The following is a 15113-nucleotide window of genomic DNA, read 5'->3' as shown; positions in this document are numbered from 1 at the left end:
TCAGCCTTGCAGGATCTCGCCGAGCGCGGCCAGGTACGCCCCGGCCTGCGCCCCGTTGACGAGCCGGTGGTCGTACGCCAGACCCAGGTCCGCCACCGTCCGCTCGCGTACCCCGCCGTCGCCGTCGAGCACGACCTCGCGGTGCACGTCCGGCACCGACAGGGCGCAGGTGACGCCGGGCGGGATGATCGGCCGGGCCACCGTGACGCCGGGTGTGTCGTTCAGCGCGACCAGGAAGTTCATGCCGGCCATGTCCTCCTCGCGGAGCCGGCCGCGCAGCGCCTTCATCCGCAGCGCGACCACGGCGTCGGCGAGGTCGCCGAGGTCCAGTCCGGCCGCGTCACGGATCACCGGCAGGAACAGTCCGGTGCCGACGTCCACGGTGAGCCCGATCGACGGCGCCTCCGCGTCGACCACCAGCCCGTCGCCGGTGAGCCGGGCGTAGAGACCGCCGAACCGTTCGTGCAGCGCGGCGACGGCGGCGATGACGACCTCGGTCAGGCCGACCGTGGCGCCGGTCTCGTCGGCGGCGCTGCGGGCGTACGCGAGCGCTGCCGTCACGTCGACGCGGACGGCGGTGAAGGCCACCGGGATCTCCCGGTGCGAGGTGGACACCACGTCGGCGATGCGGCGCTGCGCCGGTGGCAGCGGCCGTCCCGGCGTCGCCGTCCGCGTCCCCACGGCCTCCACCGCCTCCGGGTACGCCGCAGCGGGCGCGCCCGGCGTATCCACCGACGCGGGCACGGCCGGCCCGGGCAGGATCCGGCCGATGGGCGTGCCCGGGGCGCAGTCGGCGCCGGCGGCCACGTCCTGACGCAGCACGCCTGCCTGCGTCGCCGCGAGTTCCTCGATCGCCTTGGACGTCTCGACCGCCGCGACCGGCTCACCGGCCTCGACAGTGGCGCCGTCCGCGACCAGCCATTCCAGCAGCACGTAGCTGTCGTCGTTGGGGTTGAGCCGGGGTACGTCCACCGGGACGCCCGCCTGCGCCGCCGTCGTCGGAGCGGGCGGCGGCGGACCGGCAGGCGAGGAGTCGGTGCGCGGCACCGGAACCGCGCCGGGCAGACGCATGATCCGGTCCAGGATCGCGTCGGTGCCGAGCAGCACCGCCTGCTCCAGGTGCGGCGCGGACGGGATGACCCGGTCGGCGGAGCTGACCAGCTCGACCGGGCCGCGCAGCAGCGGCCACGCCTCGGCGTGCAGCCGGGCGGCGACCTCACTCCCCCACGTACCGCCCGCGGTGCTCTCCTCGGCGACGATCACGCCGTGCGCGCCGTCGAGCAGGTCGCGCAGGCCGTCCACGTCCACCGGGTAGAGCCGCGCCGGGACCAGCACCTCGACCGGACGTCCCCGCTCGGCGGCCCGCGTGGCGGCGGCTATCGCCCGGTCGGCGACCCCGCCCGGCGCGATGACGAGCGTCGGCGCGCCGGTGGCGTCCGGGTCGTGGACGCGGGCCCAGTTGCCGTCCGCGCCGCGCAGCTCGAAGGCGAGGCGGTCGTCGACGCGGCCGTCCACGTACCGCCGCCGGGTGTAGAGGACCTTGTCCTCGAACAGCATCGCCGGCTCGTCGCGGCGCAGCGCGGCGGCCAGCACGTCGGCCGCGTCGTGCAGCGGGGACAGCTCGTAGAGCGCGAGGTGCGGGATGCCGATGAAGTGCTTCTGCGGGCTCTGGCTGTGCGTCGCGCCGTAGCCGCGCCCGCCGCCGACCGGGCAGCGGATCACCACCCGCATGGGGGTGCGCTCGCCGTACATGGCGACGGACTTGGTGATCAGGTTGAGGATCGGGTCGAAGGCGAGACCGGCGAAGTCCCCGAACATGATCTCGACGATCACCGTGTCGCCGCACAGCGCCAGGCCACCCGCGACGCCGGTGATGCCGTTCTCGCTCAGCGGCGTCGACAGCACCCGGTCCGGGTAGGCGGTGGAGAGTCCCTGGGTCACCTTGAACGCCCCGCCGTACGGGTCGGCGACGTCCTCGCCCAGCAGCCAGGCCCGCTCGTCGGCGGCGAACAGCGCGTGCAGGGCCCGGTTGAGGTTGCGGCTGACCCGTTCGGCGCGCGTCACGCCGCCGCTCCGCCCGCGAGCGGCCGGGCCAGCACCTCGGCCGAGACCTCCGCGACCCGCCGCCGGGCCCGCGCGTCGGCGGCCGCGAACCGCTCCGGGTACGCCTCGGCGTACCGCTGGAGCCAGTCGAGGCGGCCCAGCCGGTCGAGTTCGCCGGCGGGCCGGGTGTCGTCGCCCTTGCTGTGCGGGCCGAGCCGGACCGTGTGCTGCACGAGCACGTGCGGCGTCCGGGTGGCGCGGACCCGCTCGACGTGCGGCGCGGCGGCGGCGCGTACCTCGTTGAGGTCGAGCGAGTCGGACTCGCTGACGGTGATGCCGAACCCGGCGACCCGGCCGGCGATGGTGCCGGCGAGTTGCGCGGTGGTCGGGGTGGACTGGGCGATCCGGTTGTGCTCGACCACCACCAGCAGCGGCACCCGCCACAGCGCGGCCATGTTCAGCGCCTCGTAGACAGCGCCCTCACCCCAGGTGCCGTCGCCGATGTACGCCACCACCATCGCGTCCTGCCCGGTGCGGTTGAGGTGCAGCCCCACGCCGACAGCGGCGGGCAGGCTCTCCCCCTGCACGCCGGTGGACAGGAACCGGTCCCGGCGCAGGTGCTGGCTGCCGCCGTACCCGTGGCACACCCCGCCCTCGCGGCCGAGCAGTTCCGCCATCAGGCCCTCCGGGTCGCCGCAGTGCGCCAGGTAGTGCCCGTGGCCGCGGTGGTTGCTGAACACGAAGTCGCCGGTCAGCAGCGGGGCCAGCGCGACCGGGACGTACTCCTGGCCGAGGCAGGTGTGCGTGGTGCCGGCGAGGTGGCCGTCGGCGTACAGGCGCAGCAGGTGCTCCTCGAAGCGGCGGATGAGCAGCCCCGCGTGCAGGTCGGCGTCGTCGAGCGGGGCCGGCGCGGCGCTCACTCCGGCACTCCCCGCTGGGCGAGCAGCGCGCGCAGGTCGGCCACCGACCGCACGGTGCGGATTTCCCGGGGCGTCAGCGAGATCCGGTACGCGTCCTCGACGGCCGCGACGATCTGGAGGTGCCGCAGGCTCACCCACGCGGCGGTGGTCGCGGGGCCGGTCTGCGCGTCGACCTGGTCGACGGGCAGTTCCAGCACGTCGGCGACGAGCCGCACCAGCCGGCTGGACATGCTCATACCTCGATGATCGTACAGGCCCAGTGGGTGCCCCGGCCCAACGAGATCAACGCGACCCGGTCGCCGTCGTGCAGCTCACCGGCGTCGAACAGGCGGCTCAGTCCGAACAGTTGATCCGCCGCGCCGAGATGCCCGTACTCGGCCGCCAGCTCCCGGTTGGTCCGCTCCGGCGGCACCTTGTGGGCCTCGGCGAGCGACGTCATGGCGCGTTCGTTGTCGGCGACCAGGATCAGCCGCGCCAGGTCGGCGACTGTGACGCCGGCCCGCTCGCAGGCGCGTTCGGTGACCCGCACCATCCGCTCGTCGAGGTGGCGGGCGTACTGCGCGAACTGCTCGGGGTCGTAGTCGAAGAACTCCATCACGTGCCACACGTCGCGGGCGGCGGGCGGCTCGGCGCCGGGTGCGAACGGCGCCGCCGCGCCACCGCCGTCGAGCCGGTAGAACCCGGCGTAGCGGCCGTCGGTGGCCGCCTCGGTGACCTGCCAGCGCAGCCGGGGATGCCCGCGCCGGGCCACTGTGGCCACCGCGCCGTCGGAGAACACCATCGGCTGGGTGTCCATCCGGTTCCAGTACGCCTCGCAGGTCCGGTTCGCGGCCACCACGAGCGCGGTGGCGTACTCCGGGTGGGTGGCGAACTTGCCGGCGACGGTGTCGAGGCTGAGCACGCCGGTGGTGCACGCCTGGGTGAGCAGCACCGCTTCGGCGCCGGCCGCGCCGAGCCGGTACGCCAGGTCGGCGGCGGCGTCCCAGTAGAGGTGTTCGGTGAGGTCGGTGACGGCGAGCACCAGCAGGTCCACCTGCGCGGCGGGCAGCGTGGCGGCGTCCAGGGCGCGGCGGGCGGCCCGCTCGGCGAGGTCGGTCAGGCCGACGTCCGGCGCGGCGCGGTGCACCTGCCGGTAGCCGTACCCGAGGACGCGGTTGACGTCGTCGGTGTACTGCGCCACCACGTCGGCGACGGACGCCGGGTCACCGAGCGCCTCACCGAAGGACACCAGCCCGAAGCTCATGCTCGACCGTCCCGCCGCAGATCCGCCGCTGCTTACCATTCCCCCATGCCCCGAGAGCATCTCACGTCCCTGCCCGGAACCCCTTGGCACGTATGGCGTTCCGCGTTGCTCCGGTCGGCCGGATTTCCGGCCGGCGGGATGAACCGGTTCGCCGCTCCGGCGCTCGCGGAGGCGGCCGACCGGCACCTGCGCGGGGACGGCGACGCGGCGGAGTTCGCCGCGGCGTTCGACGCCGCCGCTGCCGACCTCGGGCAGGCGGTCCACGACATCGCCTGCGACGACGCCTTCCGTACGGCGCTGACCTGGCAGAACCCGGCGGTCCTGCTCGCCGTCGACGCGATCCGGCGTGACGGCCCGCAGGCCCCGCGCAACCTGCGCCGGCGGCACCGGGAGGAGGTCGTCGCGAAGTACTGGCAGCGGTACTGCCTGAAGAACGACACGGTGGGCTTCTTCGGCCCGATCTGCTGGACCGAGCTGGGCGGCAGCGGTCCGATCGCGACGGTGCGTCCCGGCGCGGCGCTGACGCGTACCCGGAAGGTGTTCCTGGAGCGGTGGGGCCTGGACGCGCTCGCGGAGGCCTTCGCCCGCGTGCCCGGCGTGCGCGACTGGCTGCCGGTCCGGCTGGCCCCGCACCTGAGCCTACGCGACCGTGTGCTGCGGCACCCGCACCATCCGCCGCAGACGCTCCCGGCGGCGACCGCCGCGCTGCTCTCGCTGGCGCGACGCGGGCCGCGCGTTGCCGACCTGGTCGCCGCGCTGCTCGCGGACCCGGCGAGCGGCTTCCGCCGGGCCGCTGACGTGCACGCGCAGCTCGACGACCTGGCCGGGCGCGGCGTGCTGCGGATCGGCTTCGACCTGCCGGTCGACCTCACCGCCGAGGACGCGTTGCGCGAGCAGCTCGCCGCGATCGGCGACGACACGGTCCGCGAGCGGGTGCTCGGCGACCTCGCGACGGTGAGCGACCTGCGCGACGCGGTGGCCGCCGCCGGCGGCCCGGACGCGCTGGCCGCCGCGATGTCCGCGCTGGACCGGCGGTTCGTGGAACTGACCGGCCGGGACGCGCGGCAGCAGCCCGGCGAGGTGTACGCCGGGCGTACGCTGTGCCACCTGGAGACGGTCCGCGACCTGGACGTCCGCTTCGGTGACGCGCTGCTGGCACGGCTCGCGCCGCTGGAACCGCTGCTGCTGTCGGCGCGGTGGCTGACCGCGGCGATCGGGCAGGCGTACGCCGACGCGCTGGCCGCCCTGTACCGCGACCTGGCGGCGGAGTCGGCCACCGGCGACGTACCGGTGGCCGACCTGTGGTTCCTGGCGCAGGCGGTGGTGTTCGGGGCGGACCCGCCCGCCGCCGCCGTCACCGCCGAGTTCCTGGACCGGTGGGCGAAGGTGCTCGGCCTGGCCGACGCCGACTCCGACGCCCGGGAGCTGCGGTTCGACGCCGCCGAGCTGACCGAGCGGGTCACCGCCGCGTTCCCCGCCGACGCGCCCGGCTGGGCCGCCGCCCGCATCCACAGCCCGGACGTGCACGTGTGCGCCCCGGACGAGGCGGCGCTGCTGCGCGGGGACTTCACAGTCGTGCTCGGCGAGCTGCACGTGGCCCTGGCGGCGTTCGACACGCACTTCTTCGCGTACGGGCACCCGGACCCGCAGCGGCTGCGCGACGGGATGCGCGCCGACCTGCCCGGCGGCCGGGTCCGGCTGCTGCCGCCGGTGGACTGGCCCCGGCACACCGCCCGGATCGCGGAGTGGCTGCACGGGCCCGCCGACGCCCAGCTCGGGTTCGTCGACGCTCCCGGCGCCGACCCGGACCGCCTCGTGCCGATCACCACCCTGACCGTGCGGCCGGACGACGACGGCACGCTGACCGCGCACGCCGACGACGGGCGGCGGTGGCCGCTGCTGGAGGTGTTCGCGCCGTTGTTCGACTACCAGGTGCTCGACACGTGGAAGCTGGCCGGCAACGCCGGGCGCACGCCGCGCGTCACAGTCGACGACCTGGTGCTGGTCCGCGAGACGTGGCGCACCACAGTGGGCGAGACCGGCCTGCACACGGTCAAGGGTGAGCGGGAACGCTACCTCGCGGTACGGCGCTGGCGGCTCGCGCTCGGCCTGCCCGAGCGGATCTTCGTGCGGGTCGACACCGAACTCAAACCCAGCTACGTGGACCTGACCAGCGGCGTCTACACCCGGCTGCTGTGCACGCTGCTGCGCGGCGCGCACGCCAAGGGCGGCGACGGCGTCGGGCTCACCGTCACCGAGCTGCTGCCCGGCCCGGACGACGCCTGGCTGACCGACGGGGCCGGCCGGGCGTACGCCTCGGAGCTGCGGCTACAGATCGTCGACCCGGCGCAGGTGCGGTAGCCACTCGGTGGCGTCCGCCGGCGCGTCGGGGGTCTCGGTGTCGAACAGGCGCAGCCGGCGGACGCCGTAGGCGCCGAGCGCCACCACGGCAAGGGCCAGCCCGGACACCACGAACGCGAACCCGAGTCCCCGGCCGGGGCCGGTGCCGATCAGCGCGCCGACGCTGCCGGCCAGCGCGCCGCCAGGGGCGAACATCGGTTCCAGCAGCGACCCGCTCAGTGGCACCAGCACGGCGAAGCCCAGCGGCAGCGTCGCCCAGGTCAGCGTCTGGATGATCGCCAGCACCCGGCCGTGGAACCGCTGCGGCACCTTCACCTGGATGATCGACAGGTAGATGCCGTTGTGCAGGCCCAGGCCCAGCCCCACGCCGAAGCTGCCGAGCGCCACCAGCAGCAGGCTCGGGCGGACGCCGCTGAGCACCAGGCTGACCGCCACGCCGAACGCGATGGCGATCAGCGCGGGCATCCGGCGGCGGGTGGGGCCGCCCCAGATCGCGATGGCGAGCCCGCCGAGGACGGCGCCGAGCGCCTCGGCGAACGCCACGGTGCCGACCTGGCCCATCGTGCCGAACGCGAGCACCATCGGCGGCACCAGCAGCAGGCTCGCCAGGCACAGGTTGTAGAGCGAGAAGAAGCCCAGCATGGCCCGGAAGCCCGGCTCGGCCCACGCCATCCGCGCGCCGCCGATCAGCTCGGCCAGGAACGGCTCCTTGCGGCGCCGGCCGAGCAGGTCGGGGAACCGCACCGCGGCCAGCACACCGATCGCCACCACGTAGCTGACGATGTCGATCACCAGGACGCCGGCCAGGCCGATCGCGGCGAGCAGGCCCGCAGCCAGCAGCGGCACCGCGAGCGAGCTGAGCCCGACGGCGAGCTGCGCGATGCCGTTGGCGTGTCCCAGGTAGCGCTTCGGCACCACCTGCGGGATCGCGGCCAGGTAGGTGATGCGTTGGAACACCGACGCCGCGCCGAGCACGCACACGAGCGTGTAGACGGCCGCCAGCCCCAGCCGGTCGGTCCAGAGCAGCAGCGCCAGCAGCGCCTCGGCTGTCACCGCCGTCGCGCACGCGGCCAGCAGCACCCGGCGCCTGTCGAACCGGTCCGCGACCGCGCCGGCGACCGGCAGCGTCAGCAGCGCCGGCAGGTAGGCGATCACCCCGGACAGGCCGAACCACAGCATCGAGCCGGTCTCCAGGTAGACCCAGACCGGCACCGCCCACTGGGTCAGCGCCGAGCCGGTCGACGAGATGAGCTGGCTCGCGGTGATCGCCAGGAACCGGCGTACGCCCGGTTGCACGCCGGTCTCGGCGGTGACCGGATCGGTGCTGGTGGCCGCCAGTGCCCAGCCGTCACCCTGTCGCGGCGCGGCGGACGGCTCGGCGAGCCGGGGATGGGTGCGGGTGAGCACCTCGGCGAGCGCCTCGGCCCGCTGCTTGACGAAGTAGTGCCCGGCCTCGTCCAGCACCACGAGCGCGGTGGACTCGCCGAGGAAGCTCCACTCGCGGTACCGCTCCTCGTAGTACTCGGTGAGCACGTCGTGGGTGCCGACGACGGAGATCACCGGTGCGGGCACCCGGACCGGTTCGCCGTCCAGCCACTCGGTGAACCGCTCCTGCGCCTCGGCTGCCTCCCGGCGTACGTGGTGCACGAACCGATCGACCTGCGCCTGGTCCAGGCCGGCCAGTTCCGCGCCGATCGAGCGCAGGAACGTCTCGTACCGCCGGTCCGCGCCCCGCGAGTCGGCCCAGTCGACGAGCCGGCCGAGCATGTTGTCCGGCCGGGCGGTCGGGAACACGCCACCGGCGTAGATCGCCTCGATCGGGCGGCCCCGCTCGTGCAGCCGCCGGGCGATGCCGGTCAGCAGCGCGCCGCCGACGCAGTGGCCGTACAGGACCAGCGGGCCGTCCACCCGCTCCTGGATCTCGGCCACGCACCGCTCGACCAGCTCGTCGAAGGGCAGCTCGGTGTCGCGGACGCCGACGTCGTGACCGGGGACCGCCACGGAGAACAGCGTGTGCCCGGCCGGCAGCGCGTCCGCGAGCGGCTGGTAGATGCTGGCGAGCCCGCCGCCGTACGGCACGCACACGTACGAGCGCACCCGCTGGTCCGCCGGGACCGGCCGGGTCAGCTCGTACAGCAGCGGGCGCTGCCGGTCGCCGTCCGCCGGGGCGTCGATCAACGCGGCCAGCCCCTGCACCGTCGGGTGCGCGAACACGTCCATCACGCCGACGTCGACCTGCCCGTACGCCTCGCGCAGCAGCGCCAGCATCCGGATCGCCAGCAGCGAGTGACCGCCCATCTCGAAGAAGTCGTCGTCCAGGCCGACCTCGGGCACGCCGAGTACGTCGCGCCAGGTCGCGGCCACCGTCTGCTCGACCGGGGTCACCGGCGGACGGCGCTGCGCGGGGGCGACGCCGGACGAGGGTGCGGGCAGCGCGGCGGTGTCGAGTTTGCCGTTCGCGGACAGCGGCAGCGCGTCGAGCGTGACGAACGCCGACGGCACCATGTACTCGGGCAACCGCCGCTTCAGCGCCGCCCGCAGCTCCGCCGGGTCCGGGGCCTCCCCCGTCAGGTACGCCACGAGACGCTGCTCGGCGGGCGTGGCGCCGCGCACGACGACGGCGGCGGAGCCGACGCCCGGCTGTTCGCGCAGCACCGCGGCGATCTCCCCCAGCTCGATCCGCAGGCCCCGCAGTTTCACCTGGTCGTCGATGCGGCCGAGGAACTCCAGCGTCCCGTCGGTACGCCAGCGGGCCAGATCGCCGGTGGCGTACAGCCGGCCGCCGGGCTCGCCGAACGGGTCGGGGACGAACGAGGCGGCGGTGAGTCCGGGGCGGTTCAGGTAGCCGCGGGCCACCTGCACGCCGCCGAGGTGCAGCTGCCCGGCCACGCCGGCCGGGACCGGGCGCATCGCCTCGTCGAGCACGTAGGTGCGGACGTTGCGGATCGGCCCGCCGATCGGCACCCGGGTCACGCCGGTCAGCGCGTCGGGCGTGGCCGCCCAGGCGGTGACGTCGATCGCCGCCTCGGTGGGTCCGTACAGGTTGTGCAGCGCCGCGGACGGGATCGCGGTCACGGCGCGGCGGGCCAGGTCGGCGGGCAGTTCCTCGCCGCTGCACACGATCCGCCGCAGCGACCCGCAGCGGGCCGGGTCGGCCGGGCCGGCGGCGGACAGGAACGCGTCGAGCATCGACGGCACGAAGTGGACCGTGGTGATCCGCTCCCGTTCGATCAGCTCCCGCAGGTACGCCGGGTCGCGGTGCCCGCCCGGCGCGGCCAGCACCAGCCGCGCGCCCACGAGCAGCGGCCAGAACACCTCCCACACCGACACGTCGAACCCGATCGGCGTCTTGTGCAGCACCGCGTCGTCCGGTCCGAGCGCGAAGGCGTCCTGCATCCAGTCGAGCCGGTTGACGATCGCCGCGTGCTCGTTGACCACGCCCTTCGGCCGCCCGGTGGAGCCCGACGTGTAGATCACGTACGCCGCGTTCCCCGGCCCGGCGGCAGTGCCGCCGGCGGTGGGCGACTGGTCCGGCGCGGTCAGCGGCAGCACGGTGCCCGGGACGGTCAGCCCGTCCGGCACCTCGTCGGCCAGCAGCACCCCGGCGCCGGCGTCGGCGAGCATGAAGGCCAGCCGCTGCGGCGGGTGGTCCGGGTCCAGCGGCAGGTACGCCGCACCGGCCCGGTGGATGCCGAGCAGCCCGGCGATCAGGCGTCGGGAGCGGGGCTCGTGGATCGCGACCACCGACTCCGGTCCCACGCCGTGCGCGACCAGCCGCCGCGCCACCTGCTCGGCGGCGTCGGACAACTGCGCGTACGTCATCCGGGTGTCGCCGTCGACCAGAGCGACCGCGTCCGGCGTGCGGCGGGCCTGGGCGTCGAACAGCTCCGCCAGCGTGGTCCGGCGCACCGGGGCGGCGGTGGCGTTCCAGCCGGTCACGACCGCCGCGTGCTCGGCGTCCGGCATGACCGGCAGCGCGCTCACCCGGGTCCGGGGCGCCGCCACGGCGGCGGCGAACAGCAGCAGGTAGCGGTCCGCGAACGCCTCCATCGCGGCGCGCTCGAACAGCGCGGTGCGGTACTCCAGCCGCAGCTCGTCCCCGGCGATCTCCAGGGACAGGTCGTCCATGGCGCCGCCGAACGCCTCACCCCGGCCGGTAGGCAGGTGGTGGAACGTGAGCTGGTAGAGCGGCGGCACGCCCGGGTCGCGTCGTACCGCCAGCTCCTCGACGAGCTTCTGGAACGGCATGTCCTGGTGGTCCCAGGCGCCGAGCACGACCCGGCGGACCCGGCGCACGAGCGTCAGGAACGGTGGATCGCCCGACACGTCGACGCGCAGCACCAGCATGTTCATGAACATGCCGAGCAGCGGTTCCAGCTCGGCCCGGTCCCGGCCGGCCACCGGCATGCCGACCACCACGTCGTCGCTTCCGGACAGCCGGTGCAGCAGCGCCACGTAGGCGGCGAGCTGCACCATGAACGGGGTCGCGGCAGTCTGCTGGGACAGCTCGGGCAGCGCCGCAGTCACGGGCCCGGGCAGCGTCCGGCGGACGTCGGCGCCGTCGAACGTGAGCGTCGCCGGGCGCGGCCGGTCGGTGGTCAGCGCGTGCACGGCGGGCAGGCCGGTCAGCGCCTCCCGCCAGTATTCGCGCAGCTCGTCCCACCGGGGGCCGTCGAGGCGGTCGCGTTCCCAGGCCGCGTAGTCGGCGTACTGGATCGGCAGCTCGGGCAGGTCCGGGGCGCGGCCCGCGACGGCGGCGGCGCACAGCTCGGTCAGCTCGGCGCGCAGGTGGAGCAGGGACGTGCCGTCGAGGATGACGTGGTGCCCGGCGAACAGCAGCCACCAGGTGTCCGGGCCGAGCCGCAGCAGCCGGGCCCGCCACAGCGGGGCCGTGTCCATCGGCAGGTCGAGACCTGCGTACTCGGCGACGATCCGGGCGCGGGCGGCGTCCCGCTCCGGCCCGGGCAGCGCGGACAGGTCGGTGACCGGCAGCTCCACCGGGACCGTGGGGTGGATGTCCTGGTAGAGCCGCCCGTCGTGCAGGCGCAGCGTCGTGCGCAGGGCCTCGTGCCGGTCGGTGACCGCCCGCAGCGCGGCGAGCGCCTGCTCCGGCCCGGCACCCGCCGGCAGGGTGACCGCGTCGGTCATCGTGAACAGCGGCTGCCCGGGGCTGAGCTGGGCGGTGAACCAGACCCGCTCCTGGGCGTACGAGGCGGGAACGGTGTAGACGTCGTCCACCGGTGTGACGTCGTGGCGTGACTCGGTCATCCCGGCCGTCCCGGCCGGCGCAGGCGCGGGATGGGCGCCTCGGCAGGTGCGGAGGCGGACGGGGCGGCGCGCAGCGACTCGATCCGGGCGGCCATCGCCGCGACGGTGGGCGCGTCGAACAGCACCCGCATGGACAGCCGTGCGCCCACCGCCTGCCGGATGCGCAGCACCAGCTGCGCTGCTACGAGCGAGGTGCCGCCGAGCCGGAAGAAGTCGTCGTGCGGGCCGACCTCGGCCACGCCCAGCACGTCACGCCAGATCCGGGCGACGGTGGCGGTGAGGTCGCCGTCGGCGGCGGTCACCGTCGAGGCGGTGGCCGCCGTGGTCGCGGCGAGCCGCCGCTCGTGCCCGGCGACCGCCTCCACCGTGTAGGCGCCGACCGCCACCGAGCCGGCCCGTCCCTCGGCGAGGGCCCGGCACGCCGCGCGTACCGCCGCGTCCGGGGCCAGTCCGTCGTGGTCGGGTACGCCCTCCTCCCGCCACGCGCCCCAGGCCACCGACAGCACCGGGGCCCGCCAGCCGTGCGGGCTGCGCGCGTACGCGTCGAGGAACGCGTTGGCGGCCGTGTCGTCGGTGCGGCCCAGGCCACCGGCGAGCGCGGTGACCGAGGAGCTGAGCAGCACGAAGTCGAGCGGCAGGTCGCCGAAGACCTCGCGCAGCGCCAGCGTGCCGGTGACCTTCGGCAGCAGTTCGGCGGTCGCCTCGGCCGGCCGCGACCCGGCGGACAGCCCGGTGTCGGGCAGCCGCGCGGCGTGCACGATGCCGTCGAGTCCGCCGAGGTCGTCCTCGATGCCGGCGCGTACCGCCCGCAGCGCGTCCGCGTCCGTCACGTCGGCGCGCACGTGGCGGACCTGTGCCCCGGCCCGTTCCAGCGCCTCGACCAGGTCCGGCCGGGCGGTCCGGCCGACCAGCACCAGCCGGGCGCCCCGGCGGGCCAGTTCGGCGGCGAACGCCCCTCCCACCCGGCCCAGTCCGCCGGTGATCAGGTAGCGCCCGCCGTCGCGCAGCGCCGGCCCGGTACGCCGGCGCGCCGGCGCCGCCGTGAACCCGCGTGTCCAGCGGCGCCCGCCCAGCCGCAGCGCGACCGCCTCGGCCCGCTCGGCGCCGAGCAGTTCGTCCGCCAGCGCGTCCGCGCCCGGGTCGGCCGGGTCGGCGTCGACCCAGTGGCAGCGCAGGCCCGGTCGTTCCAGCGGCGCCGAGCGCACCACCCCGGCGACTGTGGCGTGTTCCGGGCGCAGCAGGTCGGTGCCGGTCACGTCGGCCGTCCCGGCGGTCACCACGTCCAGCGTCACATCGGCGGCCGGCAGCGCCTCCAGCAGCGTCAGCAGTGCGAGGTACCCGTGTTCCTGGGCCGCCGCCACGGCGTCGGCGTCCGGGCCGGCCGGGTCGCCGTCGAGCGCCCACGCGTGCACGATCCGGGCGGCCCGGCCGTCGTCGGCGCACTCGTCGAGCAGGCGCTGGTGGTCGGTGACGCCGGCCGGGCGCAGCCGGTAGCCGTCCGGGCGGACCGCGAAGGCCGGCCCGGGGCGGACCACTGTGACGTCCGCGCCGCGCTCGCGCAGCCGGTCCGCGAGCGCCGTGCCGCGCTCACCGGCGGCGAACAGCAGCAGCGGCCCGGGTGCCTCGGCGGGTGCGAGGTCGGGCAGTTGGCGCCAGACCGGCACCTCGACCACGCCGTCGTCGTACCGCTCGTCGGTGGCCGGTCCGGCGGGCGCGGCCACCGGTTCCGGGTCGATCCAGTACCGGGCGCGCTGGTAAGGGTAGCCGGGCAGCGGCACCCGGCGCGGCGTGCCGGAGGCGGGCAGCCGCACCGGCACCCCGGCGGTCCACAGCCGGCCCGCCGCCTCGTACGCGGTCTGCCTGTCGGTCAGCCGCTCCCCCGGCGCGGGCAGCGTGCGCAGCGGCGCCCGGGCTCCCGCCGGCAGGCTGAGCCGGGCCAGACCGGCGAGCTGCCGGCCGGGGCCGCACTCCAGCAGCAGCCAGTCGTCGGCGGCGCCGGTCGCGGTGAGCGCGGCCACTGTGGCGCCGAACCGCACCGGCCGGCAGAGCTGGTCGGCCCAGTACGCCGGGTCGGTGATCTGCTCGTCGGTGAACGGCGCGGCGGTCGCGGCCGAGAACACCGGCAGGTCCGGCGCCCGGCGCGGCACCGCCGCCACGAGCGCCGCGAACTCGTCGCGCACCGCCGCCAGCAGCGGCACGTGCATCGCGTACGGCGACCGCAGCGGCGTGCAGCCGATGCCGCGCTCGCGCAGGAGGGCCTCGGCGGCGGCGACCGGTTCCGGCGCGCCGCCCACCACGCAGGTGTGCGGGCCGTTGCTGATCGCCACCGCGACACCGTCGGGCAGCAGCGGCGCGATCTCGTCGGTGCCGCGCTGCACGGCGAGCATCCGGCCCTCCGGCGCGGCCTGCACGAGGCGGCCCCGGGCGGCGGCGAGCCGCAGCGCGTCCGGCAGGTCGAACACCCCGGCCACGGTCGCGGCGACCAGTTCGCCGACGGAGTGACCGATCATCGCGGCGGGCGTGACGCCCCAGTGCCGCCACAGCGCCGCCAGCGCGTACTCGACGGCGAACAGCGCGGGCTGCGCCACCGCCGGTCCGGCCAGCCGATCGTCCGCGCCGGGCCCCGCGTCGAAGATCATCTCGCCCGCGTCCCAGCCGAGGATCGCGGCGCACTCGTCCAAGGCGGCGGCGAACACCGGCTCGGTCGCGGCCAGGTGCGCGCCCATGCCGGGGTGTTGCGCGCCCTGGCCGGGCAGGAGCAGGCCCACCCGGGGCGGCGTCGCGGCGTCCCCGGCGGCCCGGCGTTTCGGGTCGGTGAGCGCCGCCGCCGCCCGGGCCCGGTCCACGACGACGACGGCGGCCCGGTGCCGGTAGGCCGGCCGGCCCTCCCGCAGCGTGTACGCCACGTCGCGCAGCTCCACATCGGGCGCGCCGGTGAGCCGCTCGGCCAGCCGGGCACAGGCGGCGGCCAGCGCGTCGGGGGTCGCGGCGGACACCTGGAGCAGCTCGCCGCCGCCGCGATCCGGCTCCGGGGGTACGCGCGGCGGCGCCTCCTGGAGCACCAGGTGCGCGTTGGTGCCGCCGAGGCCGAGCGAGCTGACACCGGCCCGCAGCGGGCGCTGGTCCTCGGGCTCCCACTTGGTCAGCGTGGACACCACGTAGAACGGGCTCGCCTCGATGTCGATGTCCGGGTGCGGCCGGTCGTGGTTGACGGTGGGCGGGATGAGCCGGTGCCGCATCGACAGCACGGTCTTGATCAGGCCGATCACGCCGCCGGC

7 protein-coding genes (1 of these 7 only partly in view) are annotated in these 15113 nt (G+C 75.7%); 1 reads left to right on the top strand and 6 read right to left on the bottom strand.

All coding sequences use genetic code 11. The features are described from left to right. From NMK34_RS13465 to NMK34_RS13450, 4 genes are read right to left on the bottom strand one after another with little or no spacing between them, the layout of a single operon-like run. A complete protein-coding gene (locus NMK34_RS13465) occupies positions 1–2064 on the bottom strand; it encodes a 2-oxo acid dehydrogenase subunit E2 (RefSeq protein ID WP_318333662.1) in 2064 nt (687 codons plus the stop codon). Then, on the bottom strand, positions 2061–2963 hold the full coding sequence (locus NMK34_RS13460; protein ID WP_318333661.1) for a thiamine pyrophosphate-dependent dehydrogenase E1 component subunit alpha: 903 nt from the start codon (positions 2961–2963) through the stop codon (positions 2061–2063). The genes NMK34_RS13465 and NMK34_RS13460 overlap by 4 nt, the downstream gene beginning before the upstream one ends. Next, positions 2960–3199, bottom strand: a complete 240-nt coding sequence (locus tag NMK34_RS13455) for an acyl carrier protein (protein ID WP_018786864.1) — start codon at positions 3197–3199, stop codon at positions 2960–2962. The genes NMK34_RS13460 and NMK34_RS13455 overlap by 4 nt, the downstream gene beginning before the upstream one ends. After that, positions 3196–4206, bottom strand: a complete 1011-nt coding sequence (locus NMK34_RS13450; protein ID WP_318333660.1) for a 3-oxoacyl-ACP synthase III family protein — start codon at positions 4204–4206, stop codon at positions 3196–3198. The genes NMK34_RS13455 and NMK34_RS13450 overlap by 4 nt, the downstream gene beginning before the upstream one ends. A 138-nt stretch (positions 4207–4344) precedes the next feature. Here NMK34_RS13450 and NMK34_RS13445 point away from each other — a divergent pair, with 138 nt between their 5' ends. After that, positions 4345–6567, top strand: coding sequence for a lantibiotic dehydratase (locus tag NMK34_RS13445; protein WP_318333659.1), 2223 nt, complete (start codon positions 4345–4347; stop codon positions 6565–6567). Here the strand turns inward: NMK34_RS13445 and NMK34_RS13440 are convergent. Both NMK34_RS13440 and NMK34_RS13435 read right to left on the bottom strand, forming a co-directional pair. After that, complete coding sequence (locus NMK34_RS13440) at positions 6535–11835, bottom strand: non-ribosomal peptide synthetase (RefSeq protein WP_318333658.1); 5301 nt, start codon at positions 11833–11835, stop codon at positions 6535–6537. The two genes, NMK34_RS13445 and NMK34_RS13440, sit on opposite strands and share 33 nt — an antisense overlap. Next, a protein-coding gene (locus NMK34_RS13435; RefSeq protein ID WP_318333657.1) for an SDR family NAD(P)-dependent oxidoreductase crosses the window boundary here: on the bottom strand, positions 11832–15113 show its 3' portion. It continues 1068 nt past the right edge of the window; 3282 of the gene's 4350 nt are visible here — the last part of the coding sequence; its start codon lies beyond the right edge, outside the window — the gene reads right to left on this strand; it ends in the stop codon at positions 11832–11834. The genes NMK34_RS13440 and NMK34_RS13435 overlap by 4 nt, the downstream gene beginning before the upstream one ends.

Source organism: Micromonospora sp. BRA006-A, assembly GCF_033433935.1.
Lineage (GTDB): Bacteria > Actinomycetota > Actinomycetes > Mycobacteriales > Micromonosporaceae > Micromonospora > Micromonospora aurantiaca.
Note: the sequence above shows the minus strand (reverse complement) of the source record. Positions and strands in the feature narration are given on the sequence as shown.